Consider the following 24,266-nt stretch of genomic DNA (forward strand, 5'->3'; position numbering starts at 1 on the left):
GTCATTCTCCGGCCTTGCCGAAGCGGTACTTCAGATGCGTGGCGAGCGGAGTCTCGACCACCCTGACCGGCTCGACGCGCTGCGGTCCCGCGCCCGGGCCTTCGAAGAGCCGCAGGCCCGCGCCGAGGAGAGCGGGCACCACATGGAGCTGGAGTTCGTCGATGAGCCCCGCCCCGAGGTACTGCCGCACCGTGCTCGCACCGCCCGCGATGTCGACGTTCCGGTCCCCGGCGACGGCCTTCGCCCGGTCGAGGGCGCTGTGGATGCCGTCCGTGACGAACGTGAAGGTGGTGCCGCCCTCCTTGACCAGGGTCGGCCGAGGGCGGTGGGTCAGGACGAAGACCGGGGTCCGGAAGGGCGGGTCGGCGCCCCAGAACTCCTCACCCGTGTCGTACATCATCCGGCCCATCACGACCGCCCCGGTCGCGTCGAACCACTCCCGCATCAACTCGGAGTCGCGGTTCTCCTCCCCACCGGTCATGCCCTGGCGCTCCCGCCAGCTCGCCAGATTGTGGATCCACTCGAAGAGCGGCTCGGCGCCGTCGCCGCCCGGGTTGTCGATGGTCACGCCGGTGCCGGCGATGTAGCCGTCGAGGGAGACGGCCAGATCCGCGGTCACGGTCACGATGGTGCTCCTGAGTCGTGGAGGTACTGCTGCTTCCACTCTCACGTCGATCGGGAACCGGCGCATTCGACCAGCCCGGCTACACGTCCTCGTCCAGATGCCGCCGCAGTTCCGCCGCGACGGCCGGGATCTCCCGGCGGAACGCCGCCTGGTCCAGACCGTCGTCCGCGACCACGGCCAGCAGCGCCCGCTCTCCTACGGCCGTCACGATCACGTGGCCCGTGCTGCATGTGGCGCTGATCTCGCGGAGGTGGCCGGTGCCGCCCTGATCGGCGAGGCGGTGGCCGAGGGCGAGGGTCGCCGCCGCGACCGCGGCCATGGACTCGGGGTGGGTCTTGGTCGTGTCGCTCGCCACGACGAGCCCGTCACTGGTGGCCAGCGTGGTCTCGGTCACTCCCATCACGTTGTCCCGCAGGGCGATGAGGAGGTCGGTCACGGGGTCGCTCATGGCGTCTTCTTCCTGTTTGCGTGCAGGCGGTGGGAGAACGAGGCAGGAGGGGAGCCCGGTGGGGACGTGGCTGCGGGAGGCGGTTCAGTCGTGGGGACGGTGGGCCGGCGCGGAGTTCCGGCCGGGGAGGCGACGCGGGAGCGACGCGGAGTCGGGGGCGGAGGGGGCGACGGCGGACGGTGCGATGCGCGCCGCCGTGCTCGGCCTGCCGTTCGGCGAGGGGGTGTGCGGTCGGACGAGGCCGAGGTCCAGCAGGTGTCGTAGGTCGATCATGACGGCGAAGAGACCCCGGCCGAGGGCGAAGGCGATGTCCCTCGCCGTCCGGCGTCCGTCCGCGGCGGCCAGGACGGCTCGGTGCCGGGCCGGGAGCCTGTCGGCGGGTTCGGGGAGGTGTGCGGTGGACGCCGGCCGCATCCGGGTGCGGGCGAGAGCGGCGACCGAACCGGGTTCTGTGGCAAGGGAGTTGATACGTCGGGACACTTCGCCGAGGAGCCGCTCGGGGGTGACGCCGGCGTTGCGGTACAACACCGGTACGGGGGCGGTGACTTCCCAGCTGTCGGGTACGGCGAGGGAGAGCGCGAACGCGGCGTCGAAGAGCGCGCCGAGGCTGATGACCTCCAGCTCTCCGGCGCCGACGAGTCCGCGGCCCACGAGTTCGGCGGCGAGGCGTTCATGGGTGGTGTCGGAGGCGCGGACCGCCGACCACGCCTGTTCGCCGATGCGGCCCGACCTGAGCAGCAGTCCCTCGATGCCGGGTGCGCCAGGGGTCTCCATGGCCACCACGAGGCCGTTGCGCACGTGGATGGAGCCGCCGGGGGTGCCGGTCACGACCACGGTGCAGGAGCGCCGTCGGTTCCGGAGTGCCGCCAACAGGGCGGGAACGTTGCGAGAGTCGGCGAGCGGTTCCTCGGTGCCTTCCGTCATGCCAGCAACTCGTCGGCGTGCAGCCTCAGTTCGCGCAGCGCCGAGCTGAGGTTTGTGCGGTCGCGGTCGACGGTCGCGCACAGCAGCAAGGGGTCGCCCTGCCGCGGGAGTTGGATCGTCACGAGATGCCGGGTGGAGGTCGTCACGATGACGCTCTCCAACTCCCCTGACGCGCCTGCCCGAATGAGACGGGTGCGGGCCAATTCCGCTATTTCGCAGGAGTCCTGACTGGCACTCATATCCCCCGACTCCGCATAGGAGAGGCCGGTGACGGCATCGAGTACCGCGGCTCCGCTGATGCCGGGCGTGGTCAGGGCGCGGCCCAGTACGGCGTCGAGCGATGACAAAGGTCCCCCCTTCAGTCACTCCGGCGAGCAGACTACTTTATTTGCCAACTATCGCAACTCTGACCAAAGATGGTGTTGTCTGTTACCCGCACGGTTCGCATTGAGACCGTTTTCGTGGCGAGATGCCGAATCTCGCCGGGGTGAGGGGAACGAGGCACCACGTGAACATTGAGGCGACGCTCAAGGAAGCGATGACTATCGACGGGGCCCTGGGGGTGTCCCTGGTCGACTACGAGAGCGGCATGACGCTGGGGGCGCTGGGCGGCGGGCCGCATCTCGACCTGGAGGTCGCGGGGGCGGGCAACACCGAGGTCGTACGGGCCAAGCAGCGCACGCTGAAGGCCATCAACGTGGACGACCGCATCGAGGACATCCTGATCACCCTCGGCCAGCAGTACCACCTGATCCGGCCGCTGGCGAGCACACGCGGCTCGCTCTTCCTGTATCTCGCGCTGGACCGTGAGCGCAGCAATCTGGCGCTCGCGAGGCATAACCTCAAGCGCCTCGAGTCCACCTTGGAGGTATAAACGCCTTGAGGCATATGACATTTGGGTAGTCGCCATGTCGGCCCGGTCTCGGTGGGGCAATTTGCGCCGAGACCGGCCGGGTCTTGTGATGCCGTATTCAGCGGCATCACGGGGGAGTTGAAGCGGCTTAATTGTCTAGTCCACTCATGTCTAGTCCATTATCGATCTCTCACTCGGCCGAGCCGTTTTCCGTATCGCCTGGCGGACCGGCAGGAGTATCGCGGACGGGTGTTCCGGGTCGTGGAACACCTCCTGGTTCCCGGCGCGGAGAGTCGTGGCTGTCGCCCTGGGTTCGCCGGTGCCCGGATTGCGGTTGTAGCGGGGGAAGGCACCGCTGGACACCTGGACCCGGATGCGGTGACCGCGCCGGAAGCGGTGGGCCGTCGGCCACAGCCGTACCGTCGCGCGGGAGGTCCGGTCGGCGCCGGTCAGACCGACCAGGCCGTCGCACACGTTGGTCGAGCGGTCCTTGGCGTCCACGTCGCACAGCCGGACGAACACGTCCGCGAACGGCAGGCTGGAGCGGAACCAGATCTCGGCGCCGACCTCGCCGATCACCTCGACGTCCTTGTCCAGTACGGCAGTTGTGTAGGTCAGGACGTCCGGCCGGGCTTCGAGTCCGGTGTTGTCGACGGGGCCGCCCCTCACACCGAGGGCCAGGCGCACCCCGCCGACGGCCGGAGTCGGGTCCGCCGGGTCGTAGCGATAGCCGTCCGGCGCGGACTCGCCCGGCTCGTCGGTGGACAGGGCGCCGCCCGGGTGGAGGTGGAAGCGCCGCGGTGTGTATCCGGGCGGCGGCCAGGAGGGGAAGTCGCGCCAGGTCTCCGCGCCCATGACGAACAGGCGGACCGGGGCGTGCTCCGCCGGCCGCTCGCCGCGGGCGTGGGCGAGACCGAAACCGAGGGTCTCGCCGACCGCCGTGACACCCACACCCCGGGCGGTGTGCGTCCACGGGCCGACGGTGAGCCGCGCCTGCCGCCCGGCCGCCTGGAGGGCCTGGTGGTCCCGGAGTTGGCCGGGCAGGCAGATGTCGTACCAGCCACCGACGGAACTCACCGGTACGGCGACACCGGCCACCCGGTGACTGTGGTCCAGCCGCGCCCATCGCGGGGCGCCGGCGTCGTGGGCGAGGACGTCCTGGATGTAGGCGGACCGCTGCCCCATGGCGGCGAGGTCGGCCTCGCCGAGCGGCAGTGTCGACATGGCGCGGCGCACCCGCCTCGCCTCCAGGAGCTGGCGCGGTATCGCCCACCGGCGCTCCTGTCCGGCGACCATGACGCCCCAGCCGAACGGTGTCTCCAGGGAGAACCCGTCCTCGCGGAGGAACTCCAGGCTGAGCGCCGATTCCGACACCGCCGGGATCATCGCCCTTACCTGCGGCGGGAGTTGGTCGGCCATGGCCCACTGGACGAAGCCGAGGTAGCTCATGCCGTACAGCACCATCGACTCGCCGAACCAGGGCTGCCCGATCACCCAGTCCACGGTGTCGAGCCCGTCCTCGCGCTCGCCGCGCATCGGGTCGAAGGTGCCGCCGGAGCCGAAGGTCCCGCGTGTGCTCTGGATGAGCACCTGGAATCCGCGCTCGGCCAGCGGCCGGACCATCGGCCCCGCGGCCACGCCCGCCCTGCCGTAGGGGATCCGCAGGAGCACGGTCGGCAGCCCGTCGCCACCGGACCTCGGCCTCCAGCGGTCGGCCAGCAGGACGGCCCCGTCCCGCATCGGCACCCGGAGATCGTGGTCGACGGCCACGTCACGGGTGAGGGGCGGGGGAAGACGCAGGAGGCGCTGAGTGAGGTGGCTGCCCAGGTTCATCGGTGTCTCCTCCGTCAACTCCGGTGCAGGAGGCCGATGTTACGGCGGTTCAGATCAGTCCGGCCCGTATGGCGTACGAGACGGCGTGGGCGCGGTTGCGGGCCCGCAGGCGCTTCATCGCGCCGTAGAGGATGTATCGCACGGTGCGCTCGGAGTAGGAGAGTTCCGTCGCGATCTCGTCGCACTGTCTTCCCTCGGCGATCAGGCGCAGGACGGCCACCTCGCGCGTGCTCAGGGGAGCCCGGTTCCGGGCAGGGGCGACGGCCCGGGTGGCAGGTGCCGCGTTTCCGTCCTCGCCCGCCACGGCGCGTACCGTGCGGACGAAGACGTCCGGGCTGCAGAAGTCCCACCAGACCACGGCGCGAACGCCCCGGTGCCGGGCCGTCGATACGTCGGCCTGCCAGCGCTCGCTGACGACCACCAGGAAGCGTGCGCCCGGGTGGTCGCTCAGGCTGGGGAGCAGGTCCAGGACGGAGGCGTCCGCCACGTCCACGGCGACCACGATCGCGTCGGCCTCCCGGATCCTGTCCCGCGGCACCTCGCGCAGCCGCGGCTCCATGGCGACGAAGCCGGACAGTCCGGCGCGGATCAAGGGGGCGGGGGCGTGGATCGCCACGCGCAGGCTCTCGCCGAGGACTTGCTGAGGCATGTGCCCCCCAACTCGCGATCGCGGTCGTTCATGTGGTGCGGGAGGACGATGGTGACACCGGCCGGGACCGCGTATCCGCGCCAACGGCCCGTCGCGCGCGAGCGGGAGGGAAACCTGGCGCGAGTCGCCGGGGCGTCCCCGACGTGACGACGGTCCGGGGCGGATGATCTCCCCCAACTCCCTGTACGGACCGGCAAGGTTGGCGGTTTCGCCTTTCACCGGAAACGGGGGGCGCGCGACGATGCCGGGGGAAGCGCGTTCTCGCGCCCTTCGGACATCGGTCCGCTTCGCCGTCGGCGTGGAACGCCGACGGCCGGCGCCCCCATGGGCCGGTGTCTGTCTCTGACAACTTCTAGCAACAAAGGTGGCCGCATGATCGCGTCCATTGCCCTGTGCGTGGGGCTCGGCCTGTTCCTGCTCGGGGTCGTGCTCTTCCGGCGGAGGCGCAACTCCTCCTCGGGGCAGGCCCGTTCAGCGCTGTCGGGCGCCAGCCGCAAGGTGCTCGAAACGGTCGCGGTGGGCTTGCGGGCCGTGGCCGCGGGGCGTCAGCAGGGCGGGCGCCCGCTGCCGGACATCAACGTCGTCGTCCACTCGGGGGAGCGGCTGACCCTGCGGCTCGCCGAGGCGGACGACGACGCGCCCGCGCCCTGGACCGCGGACATCTCCGGGAAGGAGTGGTCCGTGGACACGGCGAGGCTCCGGCGAGGGGGCGACGGAGGCGACGGGTCCACGCATCCGTACTCCCTGACGGTCACACTCGGCCTCCACAGAGGCGAGCGCATGCTGGTCGACCTCTCGCGGCTGAGCGGGCCGATCGCCCTGACCGGGGACGACAACGATGTCCTGCTCCTGGCGCAGGCGCTCATCTCCGAGGTGGTCTCGGGGCCGGTCGGGACCCTCGCCACGGTCGTCCTGGTGGGCTCGGCGGCCACTCCCTCCGTGACCGACGGGCTGGGCGCGCGATCGGCCCGCCTGCACACCGCGGCCACCCGGGGCGAGGCACTGGCCGTGGGGGAGAGCAAGCTGCCCGGACAGCGCAGGGGACCGTCGGCCCTGGAGACCCTGCACATGGGCAGGGACCGGAGTGCGGCAAACTCCGGGAGCCACGCCCGGCGGCTCTTCGTGGTCACCGCCGCCCAGTACCGCAACGAGCGCTGGGGCGACACTCCGCTGCGCGGGACCGACGCGCTGCTGGTGCTCGGCTACATCCCCGCCCTGGAGTGGAACCTCCAGGTGAAACCCGACGGCTCCCTGCTCACCGGCCGCCTCGGTGTACCCGTCGACACGCACGCCGCCCGTCTCAACTGACCCGGCGGACAACGCCCTTGGGCCGGCGGCCCGCAGCCACCTCCGTCACGGCCGCCGCGCTCGGCCCGGGCCCGGCACGGGACCGCCGGCCCTGGCGGGCGTGCCGTCCGGCAGCGGAACGCGGCGGGCGAGGCTGCCGTCCAGCCAGGCCGCGGCCAGTTCCACCCGGGAGCGGCACCCGGTACGGCGGAAGAGCCCGCTGAGCCGCCGCTCCACGGTCTTCTCGCTCCATGCGAGCCGGGCCGCGATCTGCCGGTTGGTCGCCCCGTCGCTGACCATCGTGGCCAGCCGGACGTCCTCCTCACCGAACCCGTCCCTGGCCGGACGCGTCCTCGGCAGTCCGAAGGTCCGCCGCCGCGTCATGTGCCCGAGCGTCGTACGGGTGGCGCGCCCGATCCCCAGCGACTGCGCGATCCGTGAGGCCTCGGCCAGCCACGGACCGGACTCGTCGCCGATCTCCATGAGGCACAGACAGCAGAGCAGACCCAAGTAGGCGTCGCCCCGTGCGCGTACCGACCGCAGGGCCGCCAGCGCGCTGTCCGCGTCGCCGTGCACCAGCCCGCGCCCGATGAGCACCGCCTCGCGCGTCGTGGGAGAACCCACCATCGCGTGCAGCGCCTCCAGTTCGTCCAGCGCCTGGGGCATGGCCTGGGGCAGGCCCGCCACCAGGGCGAAGGACATATAGCGCAGCAGCACCTTCTCCGTGCCCGCGTGCAGATCCTGCTCGCGAGCCCGTCGTACGTCCCTGAGGGCCGCCGCCAGCGCCTCCTCCCGCCGGCCCGACCAGTACCGCACGCCCAGCCTGGCCCAGGCGACCAACGGGTGGGACACGGCCTCGGGAATCAGCTCGATCCAGAACCGGGCGAGGTCCAACTCCCCGCGCGTGCAATGGATTTCGGCCGCCAGTGCCCGGGCGGGCTGTGCGGCGCCCGCCGTCGTTCCGCGGGTCCGGCCGTGCGCCTCGATCCGGCGGGCGGAAACCAGCGCCTGGTCCCAGTCGCCGTCGAGGTAGTCGCGGACCATGGCGTGGTACCAGGCGGCGGTGCTGTTCCCCGCCCCGGTGTACCGGTCACCGAGCACGGCGGCCAGGGCACCGGCCAGGTCCGCGTGGACGGCAGCGTTCCGCAGCCCGTCCAGGTCCGGGGTGCCGTCCGCATCGGGTGGCAGGGTGCGCAGAGCGGCCGAGAGTCCGTCGTGGCTGCCCGCGGCGGCTGCCAGCAGCCGTAGTTCCGGGCCGGACGGCAGCGGCCCGGATCCCTTCGGCGCCCCGGCGGCCGCCGCCCGGTGCGTCTCACGCCGTGGCCGGGACGGCGTGGGTTCGAGCCCGAACGGCCCGGCCAGTTCAGCGAGTTCGGCTATGGCGGGGGCCGGATTCCGGACGGCGTCGAGGTGTGGCGACCGGTGTTCGTGCAGCGCCGCCAGAGCCCACACCTCGGCCACGAAGTCCAGCGAGCCCCGGTCGCGCGCCCCGGCCGGTGCCGCGGTCAGGTGGGCGAGCAGCGGTTCGCCCAGCGCGAGCGCACTGGTGTGGTCGGCGTGGCGCAGGCTCAACTCGGCGGACTCGCGCAGCACTTGGGGTGTCCGGTGGTCGTACGGCGGCAGGCGCCGCAGCGCGGACGCGTAGGCGCGCACCGATCGGGGCCAGTCCGACCTGGCGTCCGCACGGGCCGCCGCGAGCAGCACGTCCACCGCGAGGGTGTCGTCCAACTCGGCCCCGGCGGCCGCCACATGTTCGGCCAGCCGGGGGTAACAGCTGCCCGCCGTCTCCGCGCCGAGCCGGTCCGTCAACGACCGGGTGATCAGGGCGTGCAGCGACGACACGTCATGGCGGGTGGGCAGGGTGCGCAGCGCCGCTGCGAGCGCCGGCACGGCGAACGCGATCCGGCCGTCCTTGTCCACGGTCAGCGTCCCGTCCCTGACCAGCGGGGTGACCGCGCGGTCGACGAGACCGGCCCGGCGCGGTCCCCCCGGCTTCAGCCGGAGCAGATCGTCCAGCCGCACCTCGGCGTGTTCGACACTGCGGGCCACCGCCGCCGCGGCGTCCAGACCGTCGCTGTCCGGCGGGGAGCCGGGCCAGCAGAGCCGGCTCAACTCCGTTGTGTCCGTGGTGAGACGGAGTGCGCGCTCCGGTTCGGTCAGGCACACATGGCCGTCGAGTTCCAGGAGGTCGCCGTGCTCGTCCAGCGCGTCGAGCACGGACAGTACGGCCGCGGGGGTGCCCGCCATGGGGCCCAGCGCGGCCAGCACCGCCGTCACGAGGGCCGGCTCTACCGGGCGGCCGAGCCGCCGTACGACGAGGGCCTCGATGTCCGCGGGGCGCAGCGGCGGGAGTTCGAGCAGCCGGTCGGCAGCGGCCGTCAGCGGGGAGGCACCGTCGGCGGTGGGGCGGACCGGTCGGCCGGCCATCACCATCGGTACGCCGGCCGGGCGGAAGACGCGCAGCAGCAGGCCGAGGGCGGACGCCGTGGGGTGCGGCATCCGGTCGACGTCGTCGACCACCACCGCGAAGGGGATACGGGCCGCCGCGTCGGTGAGGATCTCACTCAGGACGGACAGCAGCGCCAACTCGCCTTCCTGGCCGGTGGATTGGAGCCGGATCCGGCGGACGGCGCCGACCCGGACCGGGCTGCGGCGGTCGTGGAACCTGGTGAGCACCGCATGGACGCCGTCGGCCAGCGCCTCCGCGCCGGGCGCGCTCTCCCCGTCGTGACAGCGCAGCCGTAGGACATGGGTGCCTTCCTCGGCCGCCGCTCGCCTGGCCTGTTCCAGCAGGGTGGTCTTGCCCGTCCCCGGTGCACCGACGACCAGGAGGGTGCGGGCCGAGGCGCCGGTGGACAGCAACGTCCGTGTCATGTTGCGGAGTTCGCTGTCCCTGCCGATGACGGGGTCTCCTTCCTGCACGTCCACTCCTTTCAGGGGTCGGTGTTCCGAGCGTGAACTGCCAACGGGAGCAGGTGAGTTGGTGATGGTGTGCGGGGTCGGCCGTGTGACGGAAACGGTCATGTGAATGTGATCATAATGTGGATGTGGGGTCGGTTTTCGAACACGAGGCCGACCGGGGGCGCCAGGAACACCCGGGTCAGGTCGATGAAGAGAGTGCGGTGGACCATGACCGTTCCGTCCGGGAAGCCGTGGCTGGTGCGCGGTGGGACGGCTGTCGGTGATTGTCCGGTCGGTCGCGAGCGGGAGTTGGACGAGGGGCACGGTCTGCTGGCGGACAAGGACGGGCCGCGACTTGTCCTGGTCCGGGGTGAACGGGGCTCCGGGCGCACGGTGTTCATGAACGCGATCGCCCAACGACTGCGCAGGGACGGGGAGTTGGTGCGCTCCGTGAGCTGCGTTCCCGGTGACGGTGCGCGGCCCTTTCTGTTGGCGCTGCGGCTCGTCATGGTGCTGGAGGAGCGTCGGCCCGCGGAGGCGTTGCGTGCGGCCGGGCGGCGCGACGGGGCGGTGATGGCCGTACTGCTGCGCGCCGCTCTGGCGCGGGCCGTGTCGGTGGTCGTGGTGCTGGACGACCTTCAGTACGCCGACGCCGAATCGCTGGCCCTGCTCGGCGGGACGGACTTCACCGGGGTGGCGTCCGGTGTGCGGCTGTTGGCCTCGGCCGTGGGGTGCGGCGGAAGTGCATCCGGTGCCGGGAGGGTCGTAGACGAGAGCCAGGTCTTATGGCGGGACCGTGTCGGTCGAACCGTGGATGCGCTGGCCGCCGCTCAGGGGGCTCGCGCGATCGTGCTGACGCGCCTCGGGGTCGAGCAGACCGTCGCCATGGTGGCGCGGCGGTTGGGGGCGACCCCGGACACCGGTCTCGTCCGGCGCGTGCGCGCCCTTACCCACGGGCTGCCCGGGGCGGTCGACGCCCTGCTCACCGGGTGGACACGGCAAGGGGCGATCAAGGTCGCGGACGGCCATGCCTTCGTCGGGGCGCGGGCGCCGACGCCGGTGCTGTCGGACGGCGACCGGTTCATCCGGGCGCTGGACGTGCTGGGCGAACCGTGCCGCACGGTGGCGGGCGCCCTCAGTGTCCTGTGGCCCCTCGGCGCGCGGGTCGTGGCGCTGATCGCGGGGTCGGTCGGGCTGTCCGTCAGCGAAGTCCGGGCCGCCGTAGGGGACTTGGCCGGTGCGGGGATCGTCGAGGAGTTGCCCGGGGCCGACGGCGGTACGGCACGAGGGTGGACGTTCGGGGTTCCGCTGGTGGCGCATGCGCTCCGCGAGCGGCTCGGGCCGTTGGAGCGCAGTCGGCTGTCGGCGTCCGCCGTGGAGACACTGTGGGCGGACGAGGACGCGGGGGCGAGACCGCCGACGATCGTCGGGCTCGACGAGGCGGACGTGGTGGCCTACCGGGCGGATCGGATCGCGGAAGCGGGGACTCTGGTCGAACGGGGCCGTGCGGTAAGGGAGTTGACGGCCGCGGCGGAGCGTCTGCATCCCGACTCCGAGGGCAGGGGAGTGCTCCGTTGGTGCCAGGCGGCAGGCCACCTTGTCGAGCGTCCCGCCGACCGGGTCCCGGCCCTTCAGCGGTACGCCGTCGCCGCCTACTTCGCCGGGGACTTCCGGACCGCGCGGACCATCGCCGAGTCGATCCTGCGCGACCGCCCGGACATTCTCGGTCGGCTCGAACTCCAGGAGACCGCCACCCTGTTCACCGTGGCGACGGCCAACGACCTTGACTGGCGGGCACTTTCGCGACTGGCCACGGAACAGAGGTGGGACGAACTGCGATTGCCGCTCCTGGCCGCCACCACCGGCCGGGCGCTGGCCCTGTGTCTGCTGGCGAGATGGCGTGAGGCGCTGGACCTCTTGGTACGGACCGAACCGGTATGGAACACCGACGTCCGTGCCGCCGCCAACCCCGGCAGTTTCCGGGCCGCGGCGGAACTGGCGCTGGGCCGGCCGGAGCGGTTCAGACGCTCACTGGCCCTTCCGGAAGCGCCGCACATCGGCCCCGACCACGCGTACACACTGACCGTCGCGAAGTTCGACGAGTTGCTCAACGGCGGCGACCTGCACGCGGGCGAGACCCTCCTCGCGGCTCAGGGCCTGGCCCCTCAACTCCTGCCCCGGCACAGCCAGTTCCTCCGGCACCACCTCCGGGGCGAGTGGGACGAGGCGCTGGAACCGGCCCGCTGGATGCTGGCGAACAACGGGATCCACACGGCGGCGATCGACCACTACGTGGTTCCCGCGCGGACCGCGGCGATCCTCCTCGCCCGGGGCCGCGTCACGAGCGCCCGCCGCCTGATCGACAGCGTGCGCGCCGAGGGGGAGGGCCCGCCGGAGTACTCACTGGACGCATGCGAAGCGGAGCTGCTGCGGACCCTCGGTGATCCGGCCGGCGCCGAGAAGACGCTGCGGCGCGGACTGGAGGCGGCGGAGGCGCACGGGCAGATCGCCGGTACCGACGAACTCTGGGCCTCCCTCGTCGAGTTGCTCGCGGCATCGGGGTGCACGGCCGAGGCGGTCACCTGCCTTCAACGCCTGGAACGGATCTCCGACCGGACGGGCTCCGGACGGACCCGGCTCAGGTATCTCACGGCATCGGCCCGGGTCCTGCGGCCGGACCGTCCCGTCACCGCCGGGGAGAACGCGCGGGAGGCCGTCGTACTGGCCCGCTCGCGCAGCCAGCCGTTCGAGACGGCGGTGACCCTCGTCGCCGCCGTCGGCGCGGGCGGCGGCCCACCCGCACTGCTGCGCGAGGCGTACGAACTCTTCGGTGAGAGCGGTGCCGTACTGGAGCGGTTCCACACCCGGGCCGCCCTGCGCGCGGCCGGGATCAGCGTGCCCGGCCGGCGGCAAGCCACCGTCGAGAGCGAGCAGTTGCTCGCGACCCTGATCGCTGAAGGCCTGACCAACCGGCAGATCGCCACGGTGCTGCGGCTCACCGAGGACGCGGTCGCCAACCGGCTGTCCCGGCTGTTCGCCCGCACGGGACTGCGGTCCCGAACGGAAGTGGTGACAGCCGTCCTCACCGGCTCGGCACCGGGGCGTGAGGCGGCGGGACGGTTCCGCAGGCATCCTCGTCGTCCCGATCAGGGAGATCAGGAGGACGGTCACGGGACAGGGTCCGGCGCCTGCTCGCCGAGGTAGGCGCGCTCCAGCAGACCGGGATCGGCCGCGAGCCTCGCGGCGGACCCGCTCAACACCGTTTCCCCGTGCACCAGGACCACCGCCCGGTCCGCCACGTCGAGGGCCAGCCGGACATGCTGCTCGACCAGCACGACCGCCGTGCCCCTGTCCTCGGCGATCCGCCGGACGACCGGCAGCAGTTCCTCGACGATCACCGGGGCCAGCCCCATGCTCAACTCGTCGACGAGCAGCACCCGGGGGTCCTGGATCATGGCCCGGCCCAGCGCCAGCATCTGCTGCTCCCCGCCGGAGAGCATCCCGGCCGCGACCTTCAGCCGTTTTCCCAGTGCCGGGAAGAAGTCGAGCACTTGGTCCACGGTGCTGCCGCGACGCCGCCGGGCGAGCGTCAGGTTGTCCCGCACGGTGAGCTGGGTGAACAGCGACCGGTCGTCGGGTACGAGGACCAGTCCCCGTCGGGCGGCCTCACGCGCCCGCCTGCTACGGATCGCCCGGCCGTCGAGCGTTACGGACCCGTCGAGGCGAGGCAGCAGTCCGGCGAGGGTCATCAACAGGGTTGTCTTTCCAGCTCCGTTGGGTCCCAGCAGGGCGGTGACCTCGCCGGGGAGCAGTGTGAGGTCGAAGCCGCGCACCACCGGGCGTCCCTTGGAGTAGCCCGCGTCCACGCCCTCGCACGTCAGCAGTTCCTGCCTGGTCACTGGACGACCTCCCCGCGTACCTGGTCCGTATCGACGTGCGTCGCACCGAGGTAGGCGGTGGCGACCCGTGGATCTGCCTTGATCTCGGCGGGAGTTCCGTCCGCGATGACCTTTCCGATGTCCAGGACGACGATGCGGTCGCACACGTCGAGCACCAGCCCCATGTCGTGGTCGATGAGCAGGACCGTCACGCCGTCGGCCCGTACGGCTCGCAGTCGGTCGCCCAGCCAGCGGCTCTCGGTGCTGTCCAGGCCGGCCGCGGGCTCGTCGAGCAGCAGCATCCGGGGCCGTCCTGCCAGGGCGCGCGCGATGGACACCAACTGCCGTCTGCCCTGGGACAGTTCGCGCGCCGGCTGGGCCCGGAAGCGGCTCAGGTGCAGCGTCTCGAACAGGCGGTTCCGCAGCTCCACCCCTTGCACGGTGCCGACATGGTCGCCGCCGTGCAGGGCCGCCGCCTCCCCGACCAGGACGTTCTCCTCCACGCTGAGGTCCTCGTAGAGCTCGATGCCCTGGAAGGTGCGCCCGAGGCCCGCCCGGCCCCGCTGGTGCGGCCTCAGCGACGAGATCACCCGGCCGTCGAACTCGACTGTTCCCGTACTGCGGCTATACCCGCTGATCGCGTCGAGGAGGGTGGTCTTCCCGGCACCGTTCGGGCCGATCACGCCCACGATCTCGCCCGAGCGCACCTCGAAGGAGACCGCGTCCACGGCCACCACACCGCCGTAGCGCACCCCCACATCGCGCACCGCGAGGACCACCTCGCCCGGATCGGGGACCGGTGGGCGAGCGGCCGGCGCGGTCTCGGTGAGACCGTCGGTGTCCGCGTCGTCGGCGGTGGCCGGGCGGCGTCCGCGCCGTAGCCGGGCCGTCAGTTCGTGCGCCGGGCCGACGACGCCCTCGGGGTTCGTGATCACGGTGAGGACGAGACCGACGCCCATGATCACGTCGTACCACTCGCCGATCGACAGGGCCCGGTCCAGGAGGACGGGCAGCAGACCGCCGGCGCCCATCACCCCCGCGACCAGACCGCCGGACAACGAGGTGATGCCGGCCAGGTAAGCGGTCGCGAACAGGCCGAGACCGCCGATCGCGGTGAACATCTCGGCGTCGGCGACGGTCTGTTGGTAGCCGAGCAGGGCGCCGCCGAGCCCGGCGACGAACGCCCCGATCGCGAAGGCCACGATCTTCGTACGGGCCACGTCGATCCCCGCGGCCGCGGCCGACCGCTCGTTGGCGCGCACGGCGAGCATCGCGGCGCCGAGCCTGCTGCGGCGCAGCCGTGCCACACCCAGGCCGACGACCAGCAGCACCACCAGACACAGCAACGCGAACGGGATGCGCGGATAGTCGTCGCCCGATCCGATCCCCAGGTCGATCCCGAACAGGCGGGGCGAGGGCACCTTCGAGCCGCCCAGGCCGCCGTTGAACTGGGTGTTGCGGAACCAGAAGGCCTCCAGGGCCACCGCGAGCGCGACCGTGACCACCGCCGCCGGCAGGCCGCGGATCCGCAGCGCGGGCAGCCCGATCACCACCCCGATCACCGTCGCCGCCAAGGCCGCCAGCAACGGGGCGAACGGAAAGGGGACACCCCATTCGACGCTCAGCCTGCTCAGGCTGAACGCGCCGACCCCGGCCAGGGTCAGCTGCGCCAGCGAGATCTGCCCGGCGAACCCGGTGACGACCACCAGCGACAGCGAGATCACCGCCAGGGTCAGCGAGGTGATCACCGCCGCGCGGATGCTTCCGGTGGTGGCGAAGAGGACGATGACACCGAGGGCCGTACTCACGACGGCCGGGATCAGGACGCGGTCGGGCCGTGGCGCCCGGCCCAAGGCTTGTTGGATCAGCGAGCCACGGGTGGGCAGCGGCCGGCCGCGGACCACGAGGTAGGCCAGGATGACGGCCAGCGGCACCAGTTGGGCCAGCCCGGCCTGGGGCAGCCACGACCATTTCCCTTGCAGGAACTGCAGTTCCGACTGGAGCATCCCGATGACCAGACCGGCTCCCACGGCCGGGATCAGCGCCGTGAAGTTGCCGACCAGGGCCGCCGCCAGGGCCGGCACGATGAACAGCGTGTAGGAGACCGGGACCAACGGCACGATGGGCGCGATCAGGATGCCGGACAGACCGGCGACGGCCGAGCTGAGCGCCCAGTTCGCCACCGCGATCCGCTCCGGCGACAACCCGCTGACCAGCGCGCCCTTCTCCGACTCCGCCGCCGCCCGGGCCGTCAGACCGAACCGGGTCAGCCGGAACACCAGCGCCAGGACGACGGTCAGTACGACGATCACCGCCGCGAACCACAGCCGGTCGCCGGGGATGAGTGAACCGCCCCAGGACACCGGGTCGTTGGGCAGGATGGCCCTGACCGACACCGCCCCCGTACCCACCGACGCGGCGAGCACGGCCTGGATCACCAGCATCACCCCGATCGAGGCGACGGCCTTCGCCACCGGCGGCGCGGTCCGCAGCGGCCGGAACACCAGCCCGTACAGCGCGACCCCCAACAGGGCAGCCAGGACAAGGGAGATGACCACCGCGGGGAAGAGGCCGAGCGGACCGCCGAGCCCGATCTTCTTGTCCACGCCCGGCAGCGGCACCAGCAACTCGCCCTGGCGCAGGAACGCGTAGGTGTACGCGCTGTACAACGCGACCGCCCCGGTGGCGAAGTTGACGATCCCGGAACTGCGGAAGGTGAGCACGAGTGCCAGCGCGAGCGCGCCGAACACCGCACCGCTTCCCAGTCCCAGCAACAGAAACACGACGTACTGGCTCATCGGTGAGACCGTCCCTTCCGGCTGCCGCGTCTACCGTGCGAACAACGGGCTGGGATCGACGACCCGCATCTGTCCCAACTTCCCGTCGGACACCGTGCCGGTGACCTCCTTGGCCGAGCAGGCCGACGGCAGCCCCGGTACCGCCTTGGCGTCGCAGGTGAAGGTGATGCCGTGGCCGGCGGGGAGGACGATGTTCTTCGCCGAGTGCAGCGCGGCGGTGATCGTCTTCGGGGTGACCGTGCCCGTCAGGCCGTGCAGGGCGCGCACCAGGGCGAGCACGCCCTGGTAGCCGATCGCCGCGTATCCCGTGGCCGAGGTGCCGGGGCTGTACTCCTTCATCACCTGGCGGTAGAGCTGGGCTTCGAGGTCGTCGCTTGCCACGTCGAAACTGCTGAAGACCTGCACGCCGTCCATGCCCGCGCCCACGGCCGAGACGACCTCGGGGGACACACACGACTGGACGGTCATCCGGGCGATGCCGGCGCCGAGCGTGCCCATCGCCTGGAGCACCGAGGTGCACACCGTCGGATCCGCTACGACGGCGACGGCATCGGGCTTGTTCTGTAGCGCGGCGCTCACCTGCGGAGACGCGTCCGGTGTGCCCGCGGCCACCGTCACGATCTGCAGGCCGACCCCGGCTCTGGCGAAGACAGGTTTGCCGATGGCCTCGATGCCGCTCACCGCGGCCGGCGCGTCGATCACGAACGCGGCGACCTTCTTGTACCCCTTGTCCTTGGCGTACGCGGCCATCGACGTCATGGTCGTCGGGAAACCGCCGGTCCAGGAGAAGGCGTTGGCGGTGGTGCCCTCGGAGTTGCTGGCGGCGATGGCGGTCGTCCAGGGGATGCCGGCCTGGGTGACGATCGGCACCATGGAGTCGCCGAGGCCGCTGCTGGTCAGGACGACCGCGTCGACCTTCTGCTCGACCATTTGGTTCGCGCAGTCCCGCGCGGTCGCCGGTTCCTCCTTGGTCTTGCAGATCACGAACTCGATCGGCCTGCCGGCGATTCCGCCGAGGTCGGCGTTGGCGTACTTCATGGCGGCCTGGGCGGCTTCCCTGGTCTCGGGCTGGCTGATCGCGGAGCCGCCCTCGTTGGTGATGAGGCCGATCCTGACCGGCGCGCCGGTGGCCTTCTTCCCGGGGAAGGCGCCGGCCAGCGCGGCCGGTATCTTCGTGCTGCCCGCGGCGGCGGTCGTGCTGTCACCGCCGCTGCCGCATCCCGCGAGCAGGACCGCGGTCGACACCAGCGCGACCGACGCTCGTGACCGGGGTGAGGAGAAGGCTCGTCCGACCGACTCGATCATGTCTGCGTCCCAACGTGTCGGCGAGTGCCCGGCACTCGCTGCGATCAGCGACCGGCCGCGCCGTGGGCCGAAGCCGCGGCGGCGCCGCCGTCCGAGAAAGTGAAGAGAGAGCCGCGAGCGGGGGCCGAACGGCACGAAGGCCGGGCGCGCCGCGGCAGACCATGCCGGTCGGCATGCCGAGGACTTCACGACCGGCGACGAGAGGGACCTTGCTCCGATGAAGGGGAGAGGGGCGGCCCATCCTCGTGAGCAGCGGCCGCTGGCAAGAAGAGTATCCGTAATTCAAGCCTGCTGGAATGGGTCGTACGGGACTTGTCCAAGCAGTCGGCCCCTCTTCCGGCATCGCGCCAGGAATGAGGGGCCGAAATAGGCGGGTGTGCTGTCAGTGACCGCGATGGACCCAGCCCGCGTCGTGCCAGTAGGTCTCGAGGTTCGCCATCGGCTCCGGCCAGGTCTCGACGTAGGTGACGCCCTCGGGACCGGCCGTCATGAGGTAGGGGGTTCCGGCCTCGCTGATCCAGAACTCGCCCGGACCGACGGTCCGGCTGCCCTCCTCCCCGTCCTTGCCCCAGGCGACATGGAACGCGCCGCCGAAGACGATGATCAACTCGTCGAGGTTGTGGTGGTGGCGGGGGACCGCGAAGCCCGGTGCGCACCGCAGGCCGTTCAGGTTGAACGACGGGTCCACCTTCGTCGACCACCACATGTTCCCTTTGAAGGTCTGCTCCATGTCGACCGGAGCGTCGGCCAGGAGACCGCCCTCGTGCCACAGATACGTGGGAGCGGACTGGTCGACCGGCAGCTCGATCCAGCCCTCGTCCGACAGCAGATTGAAGAACTCGATTCCCATGCCCCGATAGTGGGGACCGGGCCGGGAGGTGTCATACGTGAATCCCGATGAGCGGAACCTCTCCACGACACCGCATCCGGGCGTGCGTACGGTCGCCGCGTGACTCTTACATTCGGTGATCTGGTGGAAGACGCGGACTGGGTTCCGATGGGCCTGGAGCAGCAGGGCCATCCCCAGTACTTCTGGAACGACGGCGGCCTGCTGCGGGACGCGCCCGTGGACTTCGCGGCGACGTTCGACGGGGCGATGTGGGTGACCACCAAACCCATCGACGTACCGCACTTCAACCGCAACCCGCTGCGCGTACGCCCGGACTTCACGGTGCCCCGGCACCACCACAACGTCGACGAGATGCTCTTCGTCTTCGCCGGCGAGTACCACATCGAGCACTACGAGTCGGGCGAGCCGCAGACTGTGCGGGTCGGCCCGGGGGACGTCTTCCTCAGCCGGGCCGGCACGCCGTACACGATGACGGCGGGACCCGAGGGCGTCACCTACATCGAGACCTGGCCCAAGCCGGTGCGGGAGCTGGAGACGTACTGGCACGACGTCGGCTGGGTCCGGCGGTAGGCCCTCGACATGATCGTGTCCCGGCCCCTGGGGGCCGGGACCACGGATCGGACGGGTCAGTCGGTCCAGAGGAACCGGTCGGCGACCCGGTGGTGGTTGTAGACGGTCATCTCCTGCTCCTCGCTCAGCCGGTGCCCGTCGAAGCTGGGGGAGTGCATGCCCACGGTCACCTCCTTGGCGTTCATCAGGTCCTGCGTGAAGATCTCGCCGAGGTCGGCCTCACGGAAGTCCTCGAAGAACTGGGGCTGGAAGTCCCGCTTCTTGTCGTAGTCGGCGACGGGGACCTGGTCCAGGCTGAAGATCTCGAACAGGCAGCTGTCCGGGTCCAGGCCGTTCGGCCGCGCCCGGTAGCCGAACACCGAACCCTGGTTGGGCAGCAGGATCGTGTTCGGGAACACGTTCCACGCCGTACCGGCCTCCGCCCACTGCTGGGGCGTGATGTCCGGCCAGTCGTAGCCCTCCGCGAGCGACAACTCCTTGTACAGCTGGAGGTAGTACTGACCGGCGGTCATCCCCTCCGGCACCTCCGCCGTCTTCAGCGCCTCCGCGGCCCGCCAGCTCCGCTCGTTCTCCAGGCCGCGCATGTCGTCGGCGATGTACTGCACGCTCAGCGCCACGGAGAGCCGTTCGTCGGTCACGCCCCCCGTGCCCCGGTTGGCCGGGTCCTTGGCGGTGTCCTTCTTCTTCGGGCCGACGCTCGAATAGTGGGCGTGCCGCTCGTACACCGTCGTGGGAGCCCACATCCGGTTCTCGAGTTCCTTCATCGAGGCGATGTTCGTGTTCGACTTGTCGAAGCGGTAGAGCTGCGGATGCGTCCCAGCCACGTGATAGGCCTCGAGGAATCCGTCCAGCGCTGTCTTCCAGTTGCACGGCAGCAGCACGCTCTTGTGCCACCGGTAGCGCATGTTCTCGAACTGGAACGGTGCGAAGATCCGCGGGATCGGGTCGAGGTATTCGAGGAGCGGTTGCGCGTCGGGGTCCATGTTGATGAACACGAACCCGCCCCACTGCTCCGCCCGTACCTGCACCAGGCCCAGGTCGTCGTCGGAGCGCGGCACGAACTCCTCACGGTCGAGCACCAGCCTGATCGAACCGTCCAGGTTCCAACGCCAGCCGTGGAAGGGGCAGATGAGCGAACCGACCCGCCCCCGGCCCCGCGCCAGCCGCGTACCGCGATGCCGGCACGCGTTGAAATAGGCGCGGATCGAGTCCTTGCCCTCCCGCACGACCAGGATCGAATGACCACCGATCTCGTACTCGACGAAACACCCGACACCCGGCAGTTCTTCAAGGCGGCAGGCCAGCAACCACGCGCGCGTGAACACCTTCTCCAGTTCCAGCTTGAGGAACTCGGCGTCCAGATAACGGCCCTTGGGCACGAACGCACGCGAAAGCCGGTACTTCTCCGGCACCTTCTCGGCGGGCACATCGCCCTCGAACCAGGGCACTCGACGGTCCACTCGGGGCTCAACCACTGCAGACACCGACAACCACTCCTCCACTCGACATGCGTGTACGGCTCCAGACGGCCGCAAGGTGACGTCAGCCGGCGTCGGGGCCGGCGACCTCCGTCCCGTCGGCGCGCCGCACCACGTGGATGCAGTTGCCCGGGCACTCGTCGGCGGCGTCGATCACATCGAGGCGCAACCGTTCCGCCACATCGGCCTGCGCGCCCTCGGGCGTCAGCAGCTCCCCGTCCTCGCCGTTCTTGACGTAGGCCAGTCCGTCGTCGCCGAACTCGAAGACATCGGGGGCGTACTGGGTGCACAGACCGTCACCCGTGCACAGTTTCTGATCGATCCACACCCGCACCTCATCGCTCACGCGTGTCACCCTCCTCGTCCCCGTGGACGCCGTGCCGTCATCGCGGTGGCGGTGAGAACGACTCTCCACTCGGCGTCCGGGGCCGTCCACCGCCCGTCCCATCAGCCGGGACCTGCGCCAACAGCCCTGCTCGGACCGGCCCTACACTCAGCCGGCCGACCGCCCCCGCGGCACGCCCCGATCCACTCTCCCCAGGAGGCCGGCCCGTGGCCGAGACCGTGACCACAGACATCCTCATCGTCGGAGCCGGCCCGATCGGGCTCTACGGCGCCTACTGCGCGGGCTTCCGCGGACTGCGGACCGTCCTGGTCGACGCGTTGCCGCAGTGCGGCGGCCAGATCACCGCGCTCTACCCGGAGAAGGAGATCCGCGACATCGCCGCCGTCCCCGGCACCCGGGGCCGCGACGTCGTCACCGCCCTCAAGGACCAGGCCGACGCGTTCGACCCGGCCTACCTCCTCGGCCGCCAGGCCGTCGACCTCACCCACACACCCGAGGGACGCCCCCAGGTCACCCTCTCCGACGGCACCACCGTCGACGCCGGAGCGGTCGTACTGACCGCCGGGATCGGCACGTTCACCCCGCGCACCCTCCCGGCCGGGGAGGAGTTCCTCGGGCGCGGGCTGAGCTACTTCGTCCCGGACCCGGCCGAGCACGCCGACCGCGACGTCCTTGTCGTCGGCGGCGGGGACAGCGCGGTCGACTGGGCCCTCGCCCTGCACCCGATCGCCCGCTCGGTGACCCTCGTGCACCGGCGCGGTGCGTTCCGGGCCCACGCGGCGAGCGTGCGCGAACTGCACGCCTGCGGAGTCGACATCGTCACCAACGCGCAGGTGGCGACCCTCACCGGGGACGACCTGCTGCGCCAGGCGCACCTGCGGGTCGACGGGGAGGAGGAGGCCCGGGTGCTGAAGGTGGACGCGGTCGTGGCCGCCCTCGGCTTCATCAGCAACCTCGGACCACTCGCCGACTGGGGCGTCGAACTGGAGCGGCGCACGATCGTCGTCGACACCAGGATGCGTACCACCGTCGACCGGGTCTACGCGGCCGGCGACGTCACCGCGTACCCCGGCAAGGTCCGCCTGATGTCCGTCGGCTTCGGCGAGGTGGCGACCGCGGTCAACAACGCCGCCGTCGCCCTGGACCCCGCGCTGTCCCTGTTCCCCGGTCACTCGACCGAGTCCGCCTGAACGCCCGACTCCCTCTCGAAGAGCCTTGCTCCGAGAGGGAGTTGAGGAGGGCCGGGCCTATCGGCTCGCGTCGGCCATGTCGACGGCGGCGATGTAGGAGAACGCCATCGACGAACCCACGGGACCGCCCGCGCCCGGGTAGATCCGGCCGGACATCGGCGCCATCGTGTTCCCCGACGCGTACAGACCGGAGATCACCGAACCGTCAGGCCGCAGCACGCGCGCGTGCTCGTCCGTCTTCAGGCCCCCCTTGGTCCCCAGGTCGGACAGCACGATCGTGGCCGCGTAGAACGGCGGCTTGTCGATCACGCCCAGGCAGGGGTTGGGCCCGTCGGTGTGGGCCCCCGCCATGTGCGTGATCATCAGGTCCCAGGGATCCTCACCGCGGCCGAACTGCTCGTCCTTGCCGTTGCGCGCGTACCCGTTGAACTGCTCGACGCTCTCGGTGAGCGCACCCGCGGGCAGGCCGATCAGCTCCGCCAGCTCCTCCAGCGTGTCGGCCCGCTTCAGCACACCGGCGGCGAGGAACTTCTCCACGTCGAACCAGCCGGGCACCTGCGGCGCGACCGGCAGCCCCGCGAACGCCCGCTTGTTGTCGAGCTGGCGCTGGTCGAACACCCAGTGCGTGGGCAGGTGCGACACGTGCGAGGACCGGTGCGCCTTGAGCATCTCGTGGCCGGCGCGGTCGTAGGGGAGACGTTCGTTGAGGTAGCGCTGTCCGGCGGAGTTGACCCAGATGCCGCTCCACACCGACGTGTAGAACACCGGGCGCGTGTCGGGTACGACGAGGCCCGGCGCGAACCACGACTCGTCGAGCAGGTCGGTCGCGGCGCCGATGTCGATGCCCGCGGTGAGGGCGTCGCCGGTGTTGCCCTCGCAGCCCTGGGTCCACTCGTCGGTGACCCCGGGCTGGAACCGCTCACGCAGCGCGCCGTTCCGCTCGTAACCGCCGGCGGCTAGCAGGACGCCCCGCCCGGCACGGAAGGTCACCGGCTCGCCCTCGCTCAGGGCCTCGACGCCGACGACGGCGCCGTCCTCGACGATCAGGTGCTCCAGCGGGGTGTTCGTGCGCACGGTTCCGTTGCCTGTCTCCATGAACGCGAGCAGGGCGCGGCCGATGAGGGCCTGCCCGCCGATCATCTCCGACGGGACCTCCACTCCCCAGCGCTCCGTCCACAGCGGCCTGCGCACCAGCGGTTCCAGGTCGCCGAGTTCGGACCGGTCGAGGTTCTCGGGGAAGACCGTGCGGCCCTGGGGCAGGCTCCCGGGGCGGCCCGCGAAGTAGTCGGGCACGCCCTGCCAGAAGAACCGGCCGAACCGCGGGTTCTTCTCCAACTCGTCGATCAGGACGGGACCGGCCTGGAGGAAGGCCTCCCGCAGCGCGGCCGGCGAGTCGTCGCCGACGATCGCGTCGAGGTAGGGGCGGGCGACGTCGGGGCCGTCCTCGACACCGGCGCGCTGCTCGGCCGCGTTGCCGGGCAGCCAGATCCCGGCGCCCGAATAGGCCGTGGTCCCGCCGACGTACTCCGTCTTCTCGATCACCAGTGTGCGCAGCCCACGGGAGGCCGCGGCGTACGCGCCGACCAGCCCCGCGCCCGAGCCGACGACGATGACGTCGTAGGAATCAGCTGTGCCTTCGCCGCTCATGAGGGTCCCTCTCGTGAAGTGTCGGGCATCGGGCGGACACGGTCGGCTGATGCGGAAGCGGGCCGTACCGAAGGAGAACAGTGCACTCAGTCACGGTTTGCGTTCGACGCCGCCTCAAGGTGCGCGAACCCCTGGGCGGCCGCCTCGTCGAGCTCCATGACCTCGACGAAGTGCCCCAGCTCGGCCGTCATGTCGAGGTACCCGAAGCGGATGGCACCGCTGTCCCCGTACTGCTTCCACGACCTGCCGCTCGCGGCGACGATCGCGGAGGCCTCGTCGAAGTCGTCGACGCGGAAGCCCAGATGATGCAGCGTCGCCGGCTCCCCGGGCCTGACGGCGCCGCGATAGAGGTCGACCATGCCGCCGACCGGGCGGATGATCTCCAGGTTGGTCGGACCGGCGTTGACCAGGGCGACGTCGATGACCCACTCGTCGGCGGGCACCCCGTCCACCACGACGAAGGTGCCGCGCGGGTCGCCGGCACCGGTGGGCGGCAGGCCGCCGCCGAGCGACGATTTGAAGTGCTTGACGCACTCGACCGTCCCCAGCCTCGACTCCAGGAACGCGGCCGCGGCGTCGATGTCGTCGGTCACGTATCCGAGCTGCATGAAGTTGCGGAAGAGGTCACTCAACGATCGCACTCGGCACCCCCTTGTCCTGATCGGCCCGGTTGGCCACGGGGAA

20 protein-coding genes are annotated in these 24,266 nt (G+C 71.1%); 5 read left to right on the top strand and 15 right to left on the bottom strand.

Features of this window, described 5'->3' with window-relative positions; translation table 11 throughout:
- Window position 1 precedes the first annotated feature (1 nt).
- The 4 genes from OO69_RS08460 to OO69_RS08475 all read right to left on the bottom strand — a co-directional run bounded on the left by OO69_RS08460 (window position 2) and on the right by OO69_RS08475 (window position 2,344).
- The gene (locus tag OO69_RS08460; protein WP_033279826.1) at window positions 2-625 is read right to left on the bottom strand and encodes a dihydrofolate reductase family protein; all 624 of its coding nucleotides are present in this window, start codon (window positions 623-625) and stop codon (window positions 2-4) included.
- A 79-nt stretch (window positions 626-704) separates the two neighbouring features.
- Window positions 705-1,073, bottom strand: a complete 369-nt coding sequence (locus tag OO69_RS08465; RefSeq protein WP_033279827.1) for a roadblock/LC7 domain-containing protein — start codon at window positions 1,071-1,073, stop codon at window positions 705-707.
- An 84-nt stretch (window positions 1,074-1,157) separates the two neighbouring features.
- Window positions 1,158-1,997: a hypothetical protein gene (locus OO69_RS08470; protein WP_033279828.1), complete on the bottom strand. Its 840-nt coding sequence runs from the start codon at window positions 1,995-1,997 to the stop codon at window positions 1,158-1,160.
- Window positions 1,994-2,344 carry a hypothetical protein gene (locus tag OO69_RS08475; RefSeq protein WP_051800851.1) on the bottom strand — a complete coding sequence of 117 codons (351 nt, stop codon included), beginning with the start codon at window positions 2,342-2,344 and terminating at the stop codon, window positions 1,994-1,996. Before OO69_RS08475 ends, OO69_RS08470 begins: the two co-directional genes overlap by 4 nt.
- A gap of 161 nt (window positions 2,345-2,505) precedes the next feature.
- Between OO69_RS08475 and OO69_RS08480 the strand changes: the two genes are divergently transcribed.
- Window positions 2,506-2,871, top strand: coding sequence for a hypothetical protein (locus OO69_RS08480; protein ID WP_033279829.1), 366 nt, complete (start codon window positions 2,506-2,508; stop codon window positions 2,869-2,871).
- Window positions 2,872-3,021: 150 nt separating this feature from the next.
- Here the strand turns inward: OO69_RS08480 and OO69_RS08485 are convergent, their stop codons facing one another.
- Together OO69_RS08485 and OO69_RS08490 are read right to left on the bottom strand one after the other, a co-directional pair.
- Window positions 3,022-4,683, bottom strand: coding sequence for a CocE/NonD family hydrolase (locus OO69_RS08485; RefSeq protein ID WP_051800852.1), 1,662 nt, complete (start codon window positions 4,681-4,683; stop codon window positions 3,022-3,024).
- A gap of 49 nt (window positions 4,684-4,732) precedes the next feature.
- Window positions 4,733-5,332, bottom strand: a complete 600-nt coding sequence (locus tag OO69_RS08490; RefSeq protein ID WP_033279830.1) for a helix-turn-helix transcriptional regulator — start codon at window positions 5,330-5,332, stop codon at window positions 4,733-4,735.
- A gap of 372 nt (window positions 5,333-5,704) precedes the next feature.
- Here OO69_RS08490 and OO69_RS08495 point away from each other — a divergent pair, with 372 nt between their 5' ends.
- Entirely contained in the window at window positions 5,705-6,640 is a 936-nt protein-coding gene (locus OO69_RS08495) for a hypothetical protein (protein ID WP_033279831.1), read from the top strand.
- A gap of 45 nt (window positions 6,641-6,685) precedes the next feature.
- Here OO69_RS08495 and OO69_RS08500 read toward each other — a convergent pair whose 3' ends face one another.
- Window positions 6,686-9,541: a helix-turn-helix transcriptional regulator gene (locus tag OO69_RS08500; RefSeq protein WP_051800853.1), complete on the bottom strand. Its 2,856-nt coding sequence runs from the start codon at window positions 9,539-9,541 to the stop codon at window positions 6,686-6,688.
- 207 nt (window positions 9,542-9,748) lie between these two features.
- On the opposite strand from OO69_RS08500, the gene OO69_RS08505 reads away from it, so the two are divergent.
- Window positions 9,749-12,724 carry an AAA family ATPase gene (locus OO69_RS08505; RefSeq protein WP_078652337.1) on the top strand — a complete coding sequence of 992 codons (2,976 nt, stop codon included), beginning with the start codon at window positions 9,749-9,751 and terminating at the stop codon, window positions 12,722-12,724.
- Here the strand turns inward: OO69_RS08505 and OO69_RS08510 are convergent.
- The 4 genes from OO69_RS08510 to OO69_RS08525 all read right to left on the bottom strand — a co-directional run bounded on the left by OO69_RS08510 (window position 12,688) and on the right by OO69_RS08525 (window position 18,351).
- Entirely contained in the window at window positions 12,688-13,419 is a 732-nt protein-coding gene (locus OO69_RS08510) for an ABC transporter ATP-binding protein (RefSeq protein WP_033279832.1), read from the bottom strand. The two genes, OO69_RS08505 and OO69_RS08510, sit on opposite strands and share 37 nt — an antisense overlap.
- Window positions 13,416-16,196, bottom strand: a complete 2,781-nt coding sequence (locus OO69_RS08515; RefSeq protein ID WP_033279833.1) for a branched-chain amino acid ABC transporter permease/ATP-binding protein — start codon at window positions 16,194-16,196, stop codon at window positions 13,416-13,418. Before OO69_RS08515 ends, OO69_RS08510 begins: the two co-directional genes overlap by 4 nt.
- 30 nt (window positions 16,197-16,226) lie before the next feature.
- Window positions 16,227-17,501, bottom strand: coding sequence for an ABC transporter substrate-binding protein (locus OO69_RS08520; protein WP_106970982.1), 1,275 nt, complete (start codon window positions 17,499-17,501; stop codon window positions 16,227-16,229).
- A 382-nt stretch (window positions 17,502-17,883) separates the two neighbouring features.
- Window positions 17,884-18,351 (bottom strand): hypothetical protein, encoded by a 468-nt coding sequence (locus OO69_RS08525; RefSeq protein ID WP_033279834.1) that lies wholly within the window; start codon window positions 18,349-18,351, stop codon window positions 17,884-17,886.
- Between the two features lie 99 nt (window positions 18,352-18,450).
- Here OO69_RS08525 and OO69_RS08530 point away from each other — a divergent pair, with 99 nt between their 5' ends.
- Window positions 18,451-18,921 (top strand): cupin domain-containing protein, encoded by a 471-nt coding sequence (locus OO69_RS08530; RefSeq protein ID WP_234444375.1) that lies wholly within the window; start codon window positions 18,451-18,453, stop codon window positions 18,919-18,921.
- A gap of 56 nt (window positions 18,922-18,977) precedes the next feature.
- Here the strand turns inward: OO69_RS08530 and OO69_RS08535 are convergent, their stop codons facing one another.
- Together OO69_RS08535 and OO69_RS08540 are read right to left on the bottom strand one after the other, a co-directional pair.
- Window positions 18,978-20,405 carry an aromatic ring-hydroxylating oxygenase subunit alpha gene (locus OO69_RS08535; protein WP_234444376.1) on the bottom strand — a complete coding sequence of 476 codons (1,428 nt, stop codon included), beginning with the start codon at window positions 20,403-20,405 and terminating at the stop codon, window positions 18,978-18,980.
- Window positions 20,406-20,463: 58 nt separating this feature from the next.
- Entirely contained in the window at window positions 20,464-20,745 is a 282-nt protein-coding gene (locus OO69_RS08540) for a ferredoxin (RefSeq protein WP_199810904.1), read from the bottom strand.
- 206 nt (window positions 20,746-20,951) lie between these two features.
- Between OO69_RS08540 and OO69_RS08545 the strand changes: the two genes are divergently transcribed.
- Window positions 20,952-21,935, top strand: a complete 984-nt coding sequence (locus tag OO69_RS08545) for an NAD(P)/FAD-dependent oxidoreductase (RefSeq protein WP_033279837.1) — start codon at window positions 20,952-20,954, stop codon at window positions 21,933-21,935.
- Between the two features lie 57 nt (window positions 21,936-21,992).
- On the opposite strand, the gene OO69_RS08550 is transcribed toward OO69_RS08545, so the two are convergent.
- Both OO69_RS08550 and OO69_RS08555 read right to left on the bottom strand, forming a co-directional pair.
- Window positions 21,993-23,582: an FAD-dependent oxidoreductase gene (locus OO69_RS08550; RefSeq protein WP_033279838.1), complete on the bottom strand. Its 1,590-nt coding sequence runs from the start codon at window positions 23,580-23,582 to the stop codon at window positions 21,993-21,995.
- 86 nt (window positions 23,583-23,668) lie between these two features.
- Window positions 23,669-24,223, bottom strand: a complete 555-nt coding sequence (locus tag OO69_RS08555) for a VOC family protein (protein WP_234444377.1) — start codon at window positions 24,221-24,223, stop codon at window positions 23,669-23,671.
- Between the last annotated feature and the right edge of the window lie 43 nt (window positions 24,224-24,266).

Origin of the sequence: Streptomyces sp. NRRL F-525, from assembly GCF_000716605.1 — a bacterium.
In the GTDB taxonomy this organism is placed as follows: Bacteria; Actinomycetota; Actinomycetes; order Streptomycetales; family Streptomycetaceae; genus Streptomyces.

Bases quoted from the DNA above. Each gene is read 5' to 3' on its own strand.
- OO69_RS08465 (WP_033279827.1), bottom strand. From the start codon at position 1,073: ATGAGCGACCCCGTGACCGACCTCCTCATCGCCCTGCGGGACAACGTG.
- OO69_RS08470 (WP_033279828.1), bottom strand. From the start codon at position 1,997: ATGACGGAAGGCACCGAGGAACCGCTCGCCGACTCTCGCAACGTTCCC.
- OO69_RS08485 (WP_051800852.1), bottom strand. From the start codon at position 4,683: ATGAACCTGGGCAGCCACCTCACTCAGCGCCTCCTGCGTCTTCCCCCG.
- OO69_RS08490 (WP_033279830.1), bottom strand. From the start codon at position 5,332: ATGCCTCAGCAAGTCCTCGGCGAGAGCCTGCGCGTGGCGATCCACGCC.
- OO69_RS08495 (WP_033279831.1), top strand. From the start codon at position 5,705: ATGATCGCGTCCATTGCCCTGTGCGTGGGGCTCGGCCTGTTCCTGCTC.
- OO69_RS08505 (WP_078652337.1), top strand. From the start codon at position 9,749: ATGACCGTTCCGTCCGGGAAGCCGTGGCTGGTGCGCGGTGGGACGGCT.
- OO69_RS08515 (WP_033279833.1), bottom strand. From the start codon at position 16,196: ATGAGCCAGTACGTCGTGTTTCTGTTGCTGGGACTGGGAAGCGGTGCG.
- OO69_RS08520 (WP_106970982.1), bottom strand. From the start codon at position 17,501: ATGATCGAGTCGGTCGGACGAGCCTTCTCCTCACCCCGGTCACGAGCG.
- OO69_RS08525 (WP_033279834.1), bottom strand. From the start codon at position 18,351: ATGGGAATCGAGTTCTTCAATCTGCTGTCGGACGAGGGCTGGATCGAG.
- OO69_RS08550 (WP_033279838.1), bottom strand. From the start codon at position 23,582: ATGAGCGGCGAAGGCACAGCTGATTCCTACGACGTCATCGTCGTCGGC.